The 14,087-nt window shown below is 68.8% G+C and carries 14 protein-coding genes and 1 pseudogene; 9 read left to right on the top strand and 6 right to left on the bottom strand.

From position 1 onward, the window contains the following. Nucleotides 1-62 precede the first annotated feature (62 nt). From OV207_RS17500 to OV207_RS17520, 5 genes are all read left to right on the top strand, one after another. Nucleotides 63-1,973, top strand: a complete 1,911-nt coding sequence (locus OV207_RS17500; protein ID WP_267556306.1) for a hypothetical protein — start codon at nucleotides 63-65, stop codon at nucleotides 1,971-1,973. Nucleotides 1,974-1,983: 10 nt separating this feature from the next. Continuing rightward, nucleotides 1,984-2,859 (top strand): hypothetical protein, encoded by an 876-nt coding sequence (locus OV207_RS17505; RefSeq protein ID WP_267556307.1) that lies wholly within the window; start codon nucleotides 1,984-1,986, stop codon nucleotides 2,857-2,859. 71 nt (nucleotides 2,860-2,930) lie between these two features. Further along, the gene (locus OV207_RS17510; RefSeq protein ID WP_267556308.1) at nucleotides 2,931-3,155 is read left to right on the top strand and encodes a DUF6900 domain-containing protein; all 225 of its coding nucleotides are present in this window, start codon (nucleotides 2,931-2,933) and stop codon (nucleotides 3,153-3,155) included. A 114-nt stretch (nucleotides 3,156-3,269) separates the two neighbouring features. Continuing rightward, nucleotides 3,270-3,887 carry a DUF2924 domain-containing protein gene (locus tag OV207_RS17515; protein ID WP_267556309.1) on the top strand — a complete coding sequence of 206 codons (618 nt, stop codon included), beginning with the start codon at nucleotides 3,270-3,272 and terminating at the stop codon, nucleotides 3,885-3,887. Between the two features lie 90 nt (nucleotides 3,888-3,977). Then, the gene (locus OV207_RS17520; RefSeq protein ID WP_267556310.1) at nucleotides 3,978-4,856 is read left to right on the top strand and encodes a hypothetical protein; all 879 of its coding nucleotides are present in this window, start codon (nucleotides 3,978-3,980) and stop codon (nucleotides 4,854-4,856) included. A gap of 36 nt (nucleotides 4,857-4,892) precedes the next feature. On the opposite strand, the gene OV207_RS17525 is transcribed toward OV207_RS17520, so the two are convergent. Further along, nucleotides 4,893-6,767, bottom strand: a complete 1,875-nt coding sequence (locus OV207_RS17525) for a HEAT repeat domain-containing protein (RefSeq protein ID WP_324291538.1) — start codon at nucleotides 6,765-6,767, stop codon at nucleotides 4,893-4,895. A 52-nt stretch (nucleotides 6,768-6,819) separates the two neighbouring features. After that, nucleotides 6,820-7,434: an RDD family protein gene (locus OV207_RS17530; RefSeq protein WP_267556312.1), complete on the bottom strand. Its 615-nt coding sequence runs from the start codon at nucleotides 7,432-7,434 to the stop codon at nucleotides 6,820-6,822. A gap of 133 nt (nucleotides 7,435-7,567) precedes the next feature. Between OV207_RS17530 and OV207_RS17535 the strand changes: the two genes are divergently transcribed. Next, nucleotides 7,568-8,236: an imm11 family protein gene (locus tag OV207_RS17535; RefSeq protein ID WP_267556313.1), complete on the top strand. Its 669-nt coding sequence runs from the start codon at nucleotides 7,568-7,570 to the stop codon at nucleotides 8,234-8,236. A 242-nt stretch (nucleotides 8,237-8,478) separates the two neighbouring features. On the opposite strand, the gene OV207_RS17540 is transcribed toward OV207_RS17535, so the two are convergent. Beyond that, on the bottom strand, nucleotides 8,479-9,060 hold the full coding sequence (locus tag OV207_RS17540; protein ID WP_267556314.1) for a hypothetical protein: 582 nt from the start codon (nucleotides 9,058-9,060) through the stop codon (nucleotides 8,479-8,481). A gap of 29 nt (nucleotides 9,061-9,089) precedes the next feature. Here OV207_RS17540 and OV207_RS17545 point away from each other — a divergent pair, with 29 nt between their 5' ends. Next, nucleotides 9,090-10,064, top strand: coding sequence for a DUF4382 domain-containing protein (locus tag OV207_RS17545; RefSeq protein WP_267556315.1), 975 nt, complete (start codon nucleotides 9,090-9,092; stop codon nucleotides 10,062-10,064). A gap of 18 nt (nucleotides 10,065-10,082) precedes the next feature. Here OV207_RS17545 and OV207_RS17550 read toward each other — a convergent pair whose 3' ends face one another. Then, complete coding sequence (locus tag OV207_RS17550; protein ID WP_267556316.1) at nucleotides 10,083-10,631, bottom strand: YceI family protein; 549 nt, start codon at nucleotides 10,629-10,631, stop codon at nucleotides 10,083-10,085. 471 nt (nucleotides 10,632-11,102) lie between these two features. On the opposite strand from OV207_RS17550, the pseudogene OV207_RS37655 reads away from it, so the two are divergent. Both OV207_RS37655 and OV207_RS17560 read left to right on the top strand, forming a co-directional pair. Continuing rightward, nucleotides 11,103-11,686, top strand: a pseudogene (locus OV207_RS37655) (substrate binding domain-containing protein). Between the two features lie 108 nt (nucleotides 11,687-11,794). Continuing rightward, nucleotides 11,795-12,490, top strand: a complete 696-nt coding sequence (locus OV207_RS17560) for a pirin family protein (RefSeq protein ID WP_267556317.1) — start codon at nucleotides 11,795-11,797, stop codon at nucleotides 12,488-12,490. Between the two features lie 59 nt (nucleotides 12,491-12,549). Here the strand turns inward: OV207_RS17560 and OV207_RS17565 are convergent, their stop codons facing one another. Together OV207_RS17565 and OV207_RS17570 are read right to left on the bottom strand one after the other, a co-directional pair. Then, on the bottom strand, nucleotides 12,550-13,680 hold the full coding sequence (locus tag OV207_RS17565) for a beta-ketoacyl-ACP synthase III (RefSeq protein WP_267556318.1): 1,131 nt from the start codon (nucleotides 13,678-13,680) through the stop codon (nucleotides 12,550-12,552). Next, entirely contained in the window at nucleotides 13,677-14,060 is a 384-nt protein-coding gene (locus tag OV207_RS17570; protein ID WP_267556319.1) for a DUF1801 domain-containing protein, read from the bottom strand. The genes OV207_RS17565 and OV207_RS17570 overlap by 4 nt, the downstream gene beginning before the upstream one ends. Nucleotides 14,061-14,087 lie beyond the last annotated feature (27 nt).

Genomic DNA, 14,087 nt, shown 5'->3' on the forward strand with positions numbered 1-14,087 from the left:
CCCGCCCGGCATGTCCCCGATTTCTCGCGCCCTGCCTTTGCCTTCCTCTGGAGGGCGCAGGCATGAGCAACCGGCTGGATTTTTTCTTCAGGCAACGTGTCAGCGAGGCCGAGTTGGACCTGGCTTTCGCGCAGTTGGAGCAGGCGGACCGAAACCTCGCCTCGGACTTGGGCGTCCACGGCGTCATCTCCGGGGCCGTGCCTGCGCCGCACTCCCCCGTGCCCAACCTCTCCGTCGACCTGACGGCCCCGGCCCGCGCCTACGACAACCTCGGCCAGCGCATCTTCTTCGGCACCGGCCAGACGGTGGACTGCGCGGTGGACTTGTCCGGCATCCCCACCGATGTCTCCACCGCCGGCAGCGAGCGGTGGCTGGGCGTCTTCCTGCGATTCACCCGCCTGCTGTCGGAGCCGCGCACGGACGGCAACTCCCAGCAGGTGTACTTCCGCCGCGACGAGTCCTTCGAGCTGGTGGTGCGCCAGGCGCCGGAGGGCCCCGTCGGCCAGGCGCCCAAGCCCGCCCTCCAGCCCGACGAGTTGCTGCTGTGCGACGTCCGGCGCCGCCCGGGGCAGACGCAGGTTCTCGCCGCGGACTTGGACACCTCCCGCCGCCAAGCCTTCATCTTCGCCCGGGGCACCTCGGTGGCCGTGGAGAGTGGCACCTGGGACGTCCTGAGTCCCAGCGCGGACACGGTGCAGGCGACGCTGGACGAGGTGGACGCCGAGCTGGCCGGCCACTTCTCCGGCGCCGCCCGGCGACACGGGGCCGGTGCCGTGGACTGCGCGCCCCACGGCTTCATCACCTCCACCACCGTGCAGGAGGCCGTGGACGAAGTCGCGGACAAGCTCTCCTCGGCCGCCGCTGGCACACCGGGTGCCTCCCGCGTGGGCGCGGACGCGGTGCCCGGCACCCCCAACCTCCTGCCGGCAGGCACCGTGGACGCGCAGCTCTCCTCGCTGCTGGGCTTCGTCAACTCCCACCAGGGCGCGGCGACCGGGGCCCACCACGCCAGCGCTATCGGCGCTTCGCCCCATGGCTACGTCAGCAGCACCAGCGTGCAGGCTCAACTCCAGGAGGTCGTCACCCGCCTCGGCGAGACGACGGCGAACAGTCCCGGCGCCTCTCGTGTCGGAGGAGACGCACTGGCCGGGACGCCCCACTCCCTTCCTGCCAGTAGCCTGCGGCAGCAGGTGGCCGCGCTGCTGGGCTTCCTCAACGGGCACGTCACCCAGGGAGCGGGGGCCCACGCGGCCTCCGCCGTCTCCGTCGCGGACACGGGCGACCTCCTCACTGAAGGCACCGTGGAAGCCGCCCTCGCCGAAGTCCTCGGGGCCTTCAGCGGCGGGCACTTCCGCGGCAACGAGACGTCCGCGGGCCAGCACAAGGCCATCCTTCAGCCCGTCCTGGGCGCAGGTCGCGTCCTTCTCCTCGACACCCAGGGCGCGGGCGGCGCAGCCGCGCGGCTGCGTCTCTACGCCGACAGCGACTCGGTGTGGTTCACCCTCAACGCCGCCTGGAATGGGAGCGCCTGGGCCCGCGATACCACCGGGGCGGCGGCGGGCGGCTTCCGCCTCTCACGCAACGAGGCCGAGTTCCTCCATGACGCCAGCCTCACCGCCACCTTCGCCTCCTGGACGCGCACGTTGCGACTCCCGCTGAGTAGCACCGCCAGCAACACCTCCTTCGAGTTGGCGGGCAGCGTGCGCGAGGTGGGCCGGCTCGGCCTCCAGTACAGCAACAGTGACACCGCCGCGCACGACAACCTGTCCGGCGGCGGTTCGGTGACGTTCCGCAGTCGCTTCCCCACCGCGCCCTCCTCCATCGCCCTCAGCCCCTACGCCTTCGCCGGAAGCTTCGTCGGCAATCCCACCGTCATGGTGCCGGACAGAGACGGCTTCGCCTTCTACAGCCACCAAACCCTCCCAGGCCTCGCCGCGACGTACTGGTTCGGCTCGTACACCGCTGTCGCGTAAGGGCGCCCCCATGGCCATTCACGAAGTCACCACCGAGGACGTACTTCAGCGCTGCGCCCGGTGCGGCAGCAGCAATCGCCTCTCCCTCGACACGCTGGAGGTCGGCGTCGCGCGTCGGGAGGACGTGGACGACGGCCTCGTCCAGCTCCCTCCCTGCCCCGCCTGCCGCTCCACCGAGTTTCTCATCCGCGCCGCCGAGAGCGAGCCGGCGCATCCGGCACCAGGAAGCTTCGGGCACCTGCACCGGCTCCTCGTCGGCCACCTCCATGCCGAGCTGGTCCAACGCGGGCGCCTGCACACGGTGCTCAAGCCCAAGGGGGGCGGCGCCAGAAAGGTGGCCGTGCATCCCCTGTCGCAGGAGACTCGCGAGCGATGGTTCCCCCAGGGCCTCCGACTCGCGGTGCCCCTCCGACGAGCAGCCCCGCGCCCCGGGAAAGTCCAGTCAATAGGCATACACTGCCAGCAAACACCCCCTGCGCCCGCCATGCCCAGGGGTGTCCCGAATCCCTCTCTCCTCGACTTGATATGTCTCGAAGACAGAGCATGTATGTCTTCGCGCGCCACCCCACTGCGCGCCAGGGAGACACATATGCTTATCGGCACCGACACCACCTACCTCAGCAACGAAATCCCCGGCCTCCGGGGGCAGAAGGTCCGCATCTTCGCGGTGTTGCGCGGTGGCCTCCGCCCAGACGCCAACCCGGACGCGGACGACTACTACGTGAATGACGACGAGAAGCTGGCGCGCCTCGGGGGCGTCACGGCCGAGGACTGCATCGACGCTGCTCCCATTCACCCGGACGGAACCACCTCCTTCGTGCATGTCGACCCGCGCGCCGTCGACTTGGAGTGCTTCGCGCACCTGCGCAATCCCAGCGCACAATGACTTGCCATGCGCGCGAAACAGAGCGCGTATGTCTCACGCGCGCCGTCCAAGACGCACGAAAGGACAAAACAATGACACCCCGCAAGCCCCGCCCCGCCAACGCCTCGAAGCCCGCCCAGGCGCCCGCAGAGACCCTCAAGCGCATTGTGCGCGAGGAGATGAACATCGAAACGCTGAAGACACGCAACAGCGACAGCCTCGACATCCACGAGGTGGCGGTGTGGCAACTGAGGGACGCCCTCGAAGCGGCCTACCAAGCCGGCATCCGCGCCGCCAACAGCCCCCGCAGCACGTAGTCCCCCCACTCACCACCGACGCCCCGCCCAGCGGGGCAGCCGCGCATGAGGGCCGCCGGGCCGCCCTCGTGAACGGCAGACGTGTACCCACGGCCCGAAAAGGAAAACACCGCCATGCCCCGTAACACCGCACCGAAGACGAAGAAGCTGGAGTCCATGAACCTGACGGAGCTGCGCGCCCGCTACCGCGAAGTGGTGGGCGAGGAGACGCGCAGCCCGAACAAGAAGGTCCTCATCCGCCGCATCGAGGAGTCCCTCGCCGCCCAGAAGCGGCGCAGCCCCACCCGCCGGGCGACGGCCGCCACCCCCAGCGCGCCTCCGGCGCCTGCCGCACGGACCGCCACGTCGGACGAGGGCACGCAGCCTGCCAGCCAGCACGGGCGCTTCGCCGGCATGTCGCTGGAGGCGTTGCAGGCGAAGTACCGCGAAATCGTGGGGCGCCCGACGGGCAGCAGCGACATCCCCTACCTCAAGTGGAAGATTCGGGAGGCAGAGGCCGGACGCGTGCCGGTGGGCCCCCGTCCCGAGCGCGAGGTGAAGGTGCGCGAGGACGGCAAGCGCGTCATCCCCCTCTCCTTCGACGCGGAGGACTTGGCGGCCGTGGACAAGGCCTGGCGCGACGCGGGCATCCCGAGCCGGGCTCGTTTCTTCATGCGCGCGGTCCACCGAGAACTCACGGCCATGGGCGCCACCGAAGCCGCCACGCGCTTCGCCCCGAAAGAGGAGGAGTGAGGTACGCCATCGCGACGAAGCAACAGGCCCCACAGCTCCTCACTTCGAAAGTTGCGACCTTCGTTGCGAGGGGCTGATCTACGTCCCTTCATGGGCACGAGAGACGAGGTTCGGCACTTTCTGAGCACAGGTGAGCACGACGCGCACTGCCGAGTCTGGCCAGGCGACCGTATCGAGAGGGAGCGACGCGCGCATGAGGAGCTTCGCCAAGCCCTCGTGGTGGAGGTGCAGCGACGAACGGCGACCCTTGCCGCCGAGGAGCGACTCCGGGGCCTCGACATCGTCCCCCTCACCCGGCGGAAGGTGGAGCCCATGGTGCGCGGCCTCTTCCCCGCCTCGGAACAGGGCGCAGTCCTCTCTCTCCTGGAGAAGTCCGTCGTCTTCCTCACTCCGGCCAACATCGCCCAAGTCCTGCTGGAGTCCTCCTGGCTGAGCACTGCGTGGGACTTGGCCAACCTCTACCTCCTCAGCGTCGGCGTCGAGTTGCTGGGGCCAGAGGCGCCCCAACTCCTGGGCCTCAGCGAACACACCACATGCTACGTCTCCCTCGCATATTTCGACGAGGCGTCCCCCTTCGCCGATTACCTCGTGCACGAGGCGGCCCATGTCTTCCACAACTGCAAGCGCCGCACGGTGGGCCTGCCCGAGACCCGCCGACGCGAGTGGCTCCTCGACATCGACTTCTGGAAGCGTGAGACGTTCGCATACGCCTGCGAGGCGTATAGCCGCGTCCTCGAGGCCGGCAGCAACCGCCAGGCGCGCATAGCGCTCGCCGAGGAGTACGCGGCCTGCGCGGCGCCATCCGATGAGCGTGTCTCGGTCAGCAAGATGGCGGAACTCGTCCGTGAAGCCGCGGCGGCGCGCAATGGGTGGAAGCACATCCTCGCCCGGTGCGCCCCACCGACTCGGGCCGTCACGCAGACCTCCGCGACAGAGGTAACAACAACAGCCCGGCGTCACGGACCATGAAAACTCGGGAGGGGTGCCCTTTCCCGTGCGGTGGCGTCAGGGCCGGCCGTCCGGTTCGACGGGGGCCAGGCGCCCCTCCACCGTGACGCGCAGCACGTGGGCCGGAGCGAATGCGCCAGCCCGGCCACACACGACTTCATCGAGTCGCTGATTCGTCGTCCCCACGACGAGGTCCCCCGCTTCATCCAGCGCGTATGCCATCGGCGCACCTGGGAGAGTCACCCAAGGCGTGGCACGCCACCGCCCCTCGGACTCGTCGACACGCACCAGGCGCCCCGCACCGCCAGCCAGGTGTGCCAGGCCCTCCACCACCACGAGGGTGCCGTGCATCCGCACCGCCTGCAGGGGGTTGGCGTGTGGCTCCTCCAGCACCGTCACCCGCCCGGCCTCGTGCACTTCTAGCGTGCCGCCAAACTCCCCGTCATCCCGTCCGACGAGGCAGGCCTCCCCCATCGCTTCGAGGACGGACGCCGAGTCCCCATCAGGCACGGCTGCACAGGGACTCCCATTCGGGGGCGCCTTCGGCTTGTCCCAGTGCAACTGGACGGAGGTATGCCCCTCGCACACCGTCCACTCCCCACTTCGTCCTGGAATGAGGTGGGCGCAGTCGATGGAGTCCGCCGGCCGCACCTCCTGGTCGGAGCGCCAATCCAGGGCCAACCTCGCGTGGCTCCGCGCCACCGGAGAGGCGTGCGTCGCCACCACCCCCTGGAGCAGCGGCTTCAGCTCCTCCGCATGCGCCCGGAAGCCGTAGCTGCCCAGCGCATTAACCGCCGCGGCTTGGACTTCGCTGTGCGGCGCGTCCACCGCTTGGCGCAACGCTCCGAGGGCGGCTGAATCTCCGACGCGTCCAAGGGCCTCCGCAGCCCGCGCGCGCTCCCATCCCTCCTCCCCCGTGGCCAGCAGCCGCAGCAGCGGCTCCGTCGCGGCCGGCCGCGCCACGGGCCCCAGGGACGCGAGGCTCGTGAGCGCCTGGGCACGGCATTCAGGCACGGCGAGTTGCTGGAGGACGAGGGGCACCGCTGCAGGACTCTCGAAGGCCACCAGCGCCTGCAGCGCCACGGGCGTGAGGCGCACATCCGCTCGTTGTAACGCCTGGAGTGCCTCGGGTGCCGCCTCCGCCCCTCGGCGCTCGTGGGCCGCCAACACCGACGCCACGTAGGCCGCGCGCGGGGTGCACCCGTCGAAGATGACCTCGCAGCCTGGCGCTGGGGCTGCCGGGCAGGACGCCCCTGGTGGTCGCCGGAGAATGGGCTCCGCCAGCTCGCGAGCGAGAAGCATCCGCAGGCGGGGGACGACGTCTTCCGTGTGCGAGGAGGCGCGCCGGGCGAGCACGTAGCGCACCCGAGCCAGCGCCTCCCAGCTCGACTCTGGATTCTCCAGCACATCCAACAGCACCGGGCCCAATGTCGGCCCAAGGTGCTCCAGCGTCGACATGCGCGACGCTAGGAGGTGCCTCACGATGGCTGGAGCGGCTCGCTCGTCATCGAGTGAGGAGAGTGCGTGAAGGGCCATCCCACCAGGCTCCCGCGCATACGCGTCGAGGAGCGCAGGCACGGCGCCCTTGGCCTTCTCTTCCATAGCCGCCAGCGCCTGGGTCGCACCGCCGCGGACTCGACGGTCAGCATGACGAAGGAGCTGAACCAGCTGGGGGACGACGTCCTTCTCCGCTCGCCCCAGCTTCCAGGCAGCACACGCCTGCTCCGGCGGCAGCCACTTCTCACCGGTGTCTGGGCTGTGGGCCTCCTGCAGGAGCGCGAGGCACGCGTCGGCCCCCTCGCAGCAGCCCTCCCACGTCATGACGTCGTCCCGCCTCCACGCGTGCCGGGCACACCCCAACGCTAGCGCCATCACCGCGCAAAAGAGCCCGGCCAACCACCTGGGGCGCCCGGACTTCACCACTCCTGCCATGTCATCGCCTCTCAATCATCCCTCTCGGTGAAGGGACTTCGAACCCAACGATTCAGTCAGTCGCCAAATGCGCAGCGACGGAGCGCTGCGCTCGAGGTGCCTTCACGACGCGGGTGCCGGCCACCCAGTCGTGAAGGCACCGCCGCTCCTCCCCGAGGATGAAGAGTGCATCCACGAGGCCGAACCAGACGCAGTAGCCGCAGAGCGCCATCGGGAGCGCGTTCCTCAGCAGGGCGATCCGCCACGCCTCCGCTGGAAGGCCATCCCGTCGGACGACTCGAATGCCCAAGAGCCTCTTGCCGAAACTCGCCCCAGTGCCTCGAATCAAGCTCGCCTGCACGAGCAACGCGAGGAACGCCGGAACGTAAACAGCTGGCGCTTTCATCGCCGCCTCGCCCGGCAGCGCCAGGCACCGAAGCACGCCCAGGAGCAGGGACGGGAGCAAGAGCGCGGCACCATCAACAAGGCTTGCTGCGAGCCGGGCCCAGCACGTCGCCAGCTCTGGAGCTGCCTGGAGGCACCGCCAGCACAGACCCGCTCCGGACGAGGCGCAGAAGGCACAGGTGAAAGTGCCGCAACGAGTACAGGCAATAGCGGCGGCGAAGCCTGGATGCTCGGAGCATTGGTCTTCCGAAATCGATTCAACAGCCTCGCGGAAGTCGGACATGGAGGGCCGCAGCACAGCTACGCCCGCCCCAAGGCGGCAAGTTCCTTCAGGGGGAATCTCCCGCCTGCACCGACAAACACAACCCAATAGGTATAATCCACTAGACCATCACATCAGGATCAACACCTCGGAATTGCTTGACACCAGCCTCGGCCACAAGCTCGATGGATTCGACGAGCCACACGAGCCACATGCCAATATGCAGAACGACTACTTCATGCTCATGGGCGATTCGCTCAACCAATGGATGCAGCGCGAAGGACCGCCCCCCCAGAAGCAGCTTGTTGGAGTCCCCTGGCAACAGCGCCCAGTCTTCGTGACAGAACCCATCAAGCTACGCATCCGCACAGGAGTGCTCCCGAAGGAACCCTTCCCTGCCTATGAGGGCTCTTGTGAGCCCCTGCTCTCCGCCCGGGCCAAGTCCCTCCTTGAGCCTCTTGCCATCAGCCAGCTTCAGTTTCTCCTGGCGGACGTCTCCGTCGAAAGCGGGGAGGTCCAGAGGTTCTGGTGGCTCCATGTCTGTCGCTCGATTTATTGCGTCGACAAGAAGCGCACGAAGGGCCTCTTCTACTCTCCCCGGGAGATGTTGGCGATTGGCAAGCTCGTGCTCGATGAGCATGCGCTCGCAGCCATTCCCCTGGAGAGCCGGCTCATCTTCCGACTGGGCGAACTCCTCTACACCCTCCTCCTCCACTCGTCCCTGGTGGACCAACTGCGAGGCTGGGAGGCAGAGGGGTTCAAATTCATGCCTGTCGCCGAGTGGTACCATCCCGACTTTATCGAGGACTACGATGGCCCGTGACGCCCTGGCCGCACCCATCGCCACGTGGAGCGCTTCGAGACGTACTTCCACCGGGCGAGGGAAAGCCAGGGCCCATGGCGCTGGCGCTGGCGCTTGATGTACCCGCGCGCCTGGCGCTCCACCTCGCCGCGCCAAGCGAAGCCAGTCTCTGACAACACCGCCGGGACAGCTACGGGGCCACGCAGGTAGACGGTTCGCACCGGCAGGCCCTCATGGGCCTCGCGTTGACCTGCCTCTTCGATTCAGAGCCGTGAGCCCTCGGCCTCCAAGAGCAAACCGAAGATGACGGCGTAGCGCGCGGCCTCCCGCGCCCAGGCCGCGTGCGCTGGCTCGTGTCCCTCGTCGATGAGCAGGGAGCGCTCCCGACGAGGGCCCTCGTCCAGGTCCTCGCCCGTCCACCGGGGCCGCCAGGACGCGAGGACGGAACTCCCGTCGCCGAGCAGCCCCAGAAGGAACGTGGTGCCGTCCAGGGTGTACCCGGACAGGGAGAGAGTATCCCCGAAGAGGCGGGCACCTTCGTCAGGGTGCCGAACCTCCAGCAGCCAGGGCTGGCGCAGAAGGGCGGGCGGCGTGTCGGGGAGCGCGTGGAGATCAACCACCGCTGCATGCTGTGACGCCGCGCCGTGCAGTTGGTGCACGACGAGTTGGTGCCGTCCCAGCAGGCCCAGCATCGCGACGTCGATGAGGTTGGGCTCGGACTCCACCGCCTTCAGGCCCCAGGTGCTGAGCGCCAGTTCCTCCGCGACTGCCTGCGGGTCACTGCCGTAGAGGAGCGGCACTTCGGCCAGGCGGGGAGCCAGTTCGGCGAGGAGGTCCGAAATCATCGTCAGGCTCATGGCCACGCCAGGTCGATGTGGACCGTCAGCTCTCGCCGGCCGTCGGCCTCCAGTTCCACATCCTGCGCCAGCCGCATCCGCATGGAGGGCCTCCTCCGGCAGCAGTAGGCGTCGGGCGCGCGGCCGGCGGCGACAGCGACAAGGCCCATGTCACCCTGAAGCTCACCGACGCCCCGGGCGACACCTTCGAGAAGGCCGTGGTGACCATCTCGAAGGTGTACCTGAAGGGCAGCGTGGACGGAGGGGAGGACGGCAAGGGCGACGTGGTGCTCCTGAGCGAGCCCGTCACCACCGACCTGATCACCCTGGCCAACGACACCGCGGACCTGGTGAAGGACGCGGAGGTGCCGGCGGGCACGTACAAGGAGCTGCGCTTCGTCATCACCGGCGGCTACATCCAGGTGAAGGGGGACGGAGGCAGCCGCATCTTCGCCACCTCCCGCGACTACGAGGGCCTGCCCGACGGGGCCCAGGTGGATGGCGACCTGCACATGCCCAGCGCCAGCAGCTCCGGCCTGAAGGTGAAGTTCGACAAGGACGCGGATGTCACCATCACCAGCGATGACGACCAGAAGGTCATCCTGGTGGACTTCGACGTGGCGCAGAGCTTCGGCAAGGAAGCCGGCGGCTCCGGCCGGTGGGTCATGCGCCCCATCATCAAGGGCGCGGACCTCCAGTTCTCCGGCAACGTGGAGGTGACGCTGGAGGCAGGCAGCGTGTCGCTGCCCCTGGGCCCGACGCAGCTGGGCAGCTTCTCCGCGGTGCTGATCAACGCCGACGGCAGCCGCGAGACAATGGCGTTCACCGCCCGCACACCCACCCAGTACGTCGCGGACTTCAAGTACTTCTTGCCCGGCACCTACCAGGTGGACCTGACGGCGGCCGCGGGCGTGTCCTTCAGCACGGACATTGCGCGTCCGGCGACCGCGACGGTCAGCTCGGGCGCGGAGTCCGATGTGCACTTCGTCCTGACGTCCTTCGACGTCGAGTAGGACTTCGGGCTTCGGGGTTCAGGCCGCCTTCTCGCCCGTCTGCGCCTGGGCGGCCTGGACCTCGAGGGCAATCTCAATCTTCTCGCCCACCAGCACGCCGCCCGCCTCCAGCGCCTGGTTCCACGTCAGGCCGAAGTCGCTGCGGTTGATGGACGTCTTCGCCTCGAACGCGGCCTTGGTGTTGCCCCACGGGTCCTTGGCGATGCCCAACTGCTCGGCCTCCAGGACGACCTCGCGGCTGATGCCGCGGATGGTGAGCTGGCCCGTCACCTTCAGGTGCTTGCCGGCGGGCTCCACCTTCGTGCTCTGGAAGGTGAGGGCCGGGAACTGCGCCACGTCGAAGAAGTCCGGCGAGCGCAGGTGGTTGTCGCGCTGCTCGACGCCGGTGTGGATGCTCGCCGCTTCGATGGAGACGGAGACCGCCGAGGCCGCGGGGTTCGCGTCATCCAGCGTGAGGGTACCGCCGAACTTCGTGAAGTTGCCGCGCACCTTCGCGACGACCATGTGCCGGACGCTGAAGTGGATGCCCGTGTGCGTGGTGTCGATGTTCCAGGCGGTGGTGGCCATGGTCGTCTTCCTTGTCGTGAGCGCCGCGCTAGCGGCGGTGTGTTTCAACGAGGCGTAAGGTAGCGGCCCCCCACGTTCCGGATTAGACGGGACCGATAGGAAGCACTGTTCCACCGCTGGGACAGTCACCTCTCCGCGCGAGGGCACGGCCATGGACCTCAACGAACTCCTCGTCTTCGCCCGGGTGGTGCAGGCGGGCAGCTTCACGGCGGCGGAGAAGGCGCTGCGCATGCCCAAGTCCACCGTGAGCGCAAGGTGTCCGAACTGGAGGAGCGCGTGGGCGCGCAGCTGCTCCAGCGCACCACGCGCACGCTGCACCTCACGGAGGTGGGCCGCGCGTACTACGCGCACTGCGAGCGCATCGTCGCGGAGGCGGAGGCCGCCGAGCTGGCGGTGACGCGCCTGCAGGCGGGGCCGTACGGCCTGCTGCGCGTGACAACACCCCTGTACGTCCATTTCCTCGCGCCGCTGGTGGCGCGCTTCATGGAGAAGTACCCGGACGTGCAGGTGGAGCTGCTCTGTACGGACCGCGCGGTGGACCTGATGGAGGAGGGCTTCGACCTCGCGGTGCGCGCCGGCAAGCTGCCGGACTCATCGCTGATGGCACGGCGGCTGGGGACATCGAGTGGCTCGTGGTGGCTTCGCCGGGGTATCTCCAGGCGCGGGGTGCGCCGAAGACGCCAGCCGACCTGGAGAAGCATGACTGCCTCTTCTTCGGCAAGTTGGTGCAGGGGAACGTCTGGACGCTGCACGCGGGCGGGCGTTCGGTCGAAGTGAAGGTCTCCGGGCGGCTGGTGATGAACGAGCCGGACATGCTGCGCGCGGTGACGTCGTTGGGCGCCGGAGTGGCGCTCATCCCGGGCCAGCAGTGCATCGAGGACCTGGCGTCCGGGCGGCTCCAGCGCGTGCTGCCGGACTGGAGCTCCACGGGCGCGCCGGTGCACGCCGTCTATCCGCCCACGCGCCACCACGTGCCCAAGGTGATGGCGTTCGTGGAGGTGCTGCGCGAGCACTGGCCCCACAACCAGGAAGCCTCCAAGCGAGCGAAGCGCTGAGACAGTGCGGACGTTTCGTTCCGTGGATGGAACGATGTGTCCCGAGGTTCGCGTCTGGTCAGGGGGGCTTCCGGAGCGCATGTTGTGTCTCGAAAGGAAGCACACACCATGATGAACGTTCGCCCCTCCGAAGCACGCGGTCACGCCAACCACGGCTGGCTGGATTCGCATCACACCTTCTCCTTCGCCAGCTACTTCGACCCGGAGAACATGGGCTTCCGCTCCCTGCGCGTCATCAACGAGGACCGCGTGCAGTCCGGCGAGGGCTTCGACACGCACCCGCACCGGGACATGGAGATCATCACCTACCCGCTCAGCGGCGCCATCGCGCACCGGGACAGCACGGGAGGCCAGGGACTCCTGCGCGCCGGTGAGGTGCAGCGCATGACGGCCGGCACGGGTGTGATGCACAGCGAGATGAACGGCTCCAACGAGGACGTCCACTTCCTCCAGATCTGGATCATCCCGGACAAGAAGGGGCTGAAGCCTAAATATGAGCAGAAGTTCTTCCCGGAGAAGGACCGTCAGGGACGCTGGCGTGTCGTGGCCAGCCCCGACGCCCGCGACGGCAGCCTCACCGTGCACCAGGACGTCATCCTCAACAGCACGCTCCTGAGCCCGGGCGAGAAGGCGGAGTACACGCTGCCCAAGGGGCGTCACGCCTGGGTGCAGATTGCCCGGGGCACCGGCACGCTCAACGGCGTGGCGCTGAAGGCCGGTGACGGCGTCGCCGTGACCGACGAGTCGAGCCTCGTGCTCACCGCCTCCGAGCCGCTGGAGGCCCTGCTGTTCGACCTGGCCTGATGCGCCGGGCACGAAGAAGGCCCCCGGATCCCTGAGTGGACCCGGGGGCCTTGTCGTTTTCAGGCGCTCCCCTTCCCCAGGTCCGGCCACGTCAGGTAGGTGGAACCCCAGGTGAAGCCCGAGCCGAACGCGGTGATGAGGATGCGCTCTCCAGGCCTGGGCATGGCGTGCGCTAGGGCCAGGGGAATGGAGGCCGCGGAGGTGTTGCCGCACCGGTCCACGTTGATCACCCTTCGCGCCGGTGGAATCCCCAGCCGGTCCGCCACGGCGTTCAGGATGCGCGTATTCGCCTGGTGGGCCACGAACCGGTCGATCTGATCCACTTCCAGGTTCGCCCGCTCCAGCAGGCGCAAGGACGACTCCGACATCCGCCGCACGGCGTGCCGGTAGACATGTCCGCCATCCATCCGGAGGAACCGCCGGCCTCCTGTCTCCTGCGTCACGGGCATCCGCGAGCCTCCCGCCTCGACGAACAACTGCCGCGCGTGCTCGCCATCACTGCCCAGGTCGAAGGGGCCCACCGCCCCCGGCTCGTCCGGGGATCCCGCTCGCAGGCAGACGGCCCCGGCGCCGTCTCCGAACAGCACCGCGGTCGAGCGGTCATTCGCGTCGACGATGCGGCTCATCACCTCCGCGCCAATCACCAGCACGCGCTCCGCGATGCCTCCGGAGATGAGCCCCGCTCCCGCCGCCAGCGCGTAGACGAACCCCGAACACGCGGCCTGGACGTCGAAGGCCGCGGGGGTGGCCAGCCCGAGCCGGGCGGCGACGAGGGGGGCCACCCCTGGCATCGGGTGGTCCGGCGTCGTCGTGGCAACGACCACCGCGCACGCCTCCCCGCCCCAGCCCCGGCCCTGGCGCAGGGCCGCACGCCCCGCTTCGACCGCGAGGTCGCTGGTGGCGATGTCCACCCCGGCGATGCGCCGCTCGACGATGCCGGTGCGGCTCTGGATCCACTCGTCGCTGGTCTCCAGCCTGGACGCGAACTCGTGGTTGTCCATCACCCGGGGCGGCATGGCGATCCCCAGACCGTCCAGGACGGCCACCACGGAGGGCCGCCTCGCCGCGCGACGCCCGCGCGGCGCGACGTCCTCGAACTCCAGGCCCAGCGACGCCTCCGCCTCGCCGTCGGCCGGGGACTCGTCCGCGCCCACCTCCTCCTTGACCTTCCTCGCCAGGGGCCTGCTCATGCCCGCCTCGCCCTGGCTGCCTCACGCCGGACCTTCCCCGCGTCCTTCTTCGCCTGATGGTAGGTCAGCGCCATCCGGATGCAGTCGCGCAGGGCCTCCACGGGCACGGGGTCGTCCACGCCGAAGACGAGCGCCCGGTCCCCCTCGAAGGTGAACGCGCGGGGATACAGCTTGCGGAACGTCGGGACCAGCTTCGTCTGGCAATGGAAGAAGACGGCGTACCTGTCCCCGGCGGCGTCCTTCGTGTTGATGCGGATGAGGCTGCCGCTCTTTGATTGCGTCGTGAGGAAGCTGGGCTCCCCCCAGCGGAGGGCCTCCTCCAGTTCGCCCACGCCCTCGGTCTCCGCCGCCGTGTCATGGATGAGCTGGCGAAGGAACATCAGCCGCGGTGCCACCTTCCTTGGAAA

The organism is Corallococcus sp. BB11-1, from assembly GCF_026626625.1.
Lineage (GTDB): Bacteria > Myxococcota > Myxococcia > Myxococcales > Myxococcaceae > Corallococcus > Corallococcus soli.